At 47.2% G+C, this 343-nt stretch carries 1 protein-coding gene and 1 pseudogene; both read left to right on the top strand.

Annotated features, from left to right (window positions below; all coding sequences use genetic code 11):
- The coding region (locus tag SB725_RS30420) for a DUF1656 domain-containing protein (protein WP_319880077.1) at positions 1-155 on the top strand (155 nt) is incomplete at its 5' end.
- 2 nt (positions 156-157) lie between these two features.
- Positions 158-343: pseudogene (locus SB725_RS30415) on the top strand (HlyD family secretion protein); the annotation flags it as partial.

The raw sequence follows: 343 nt of genomic DNA, 5'->3' as shown, positions 1-343 counted from the left end.
AAGCCTTCGCGTTTGGATTCGTCATCTGGCTTGTCGTACACCGCCTGCTTCGTGGCTGGATCTACGCCGGTGACATCTGGCATCCCTTGTTAATGGATTTATCGCTGTTTGCGATTTGCGTTTGCCTTGCTCTGGCAATACTGATTGCGTGGTAACTATGTCAATTAAAACAATTAAGTATTTCTCAACAATCATTGTAGCGGTAGTTGCGGTTCTTGCCGGATGGTGGCTGTGGAATTATTACATGCAATCTCCGTGGACACGCGACGGGAAAATACGCGCAGAACAGGTTTCTATCACCCCACAGGTGTCGGGACGTATTGTTGAGCTGAATATAAAAGAC

The organism is Pseudomonas sp. SIMBA_041, assembly GCF_046535095.1.
GTDB lineage: Bacteria > Pseudomonadota > Gammaproteobacteria > Pseudomonadales > Pseudomonadaceae > Aquipseudomonas > Aquipseudomonas mucoides.
Note: the sequence above shows the minus strand (reverse complement) of the source record. Positions and strands in the feature narration are given on the sequence as shown.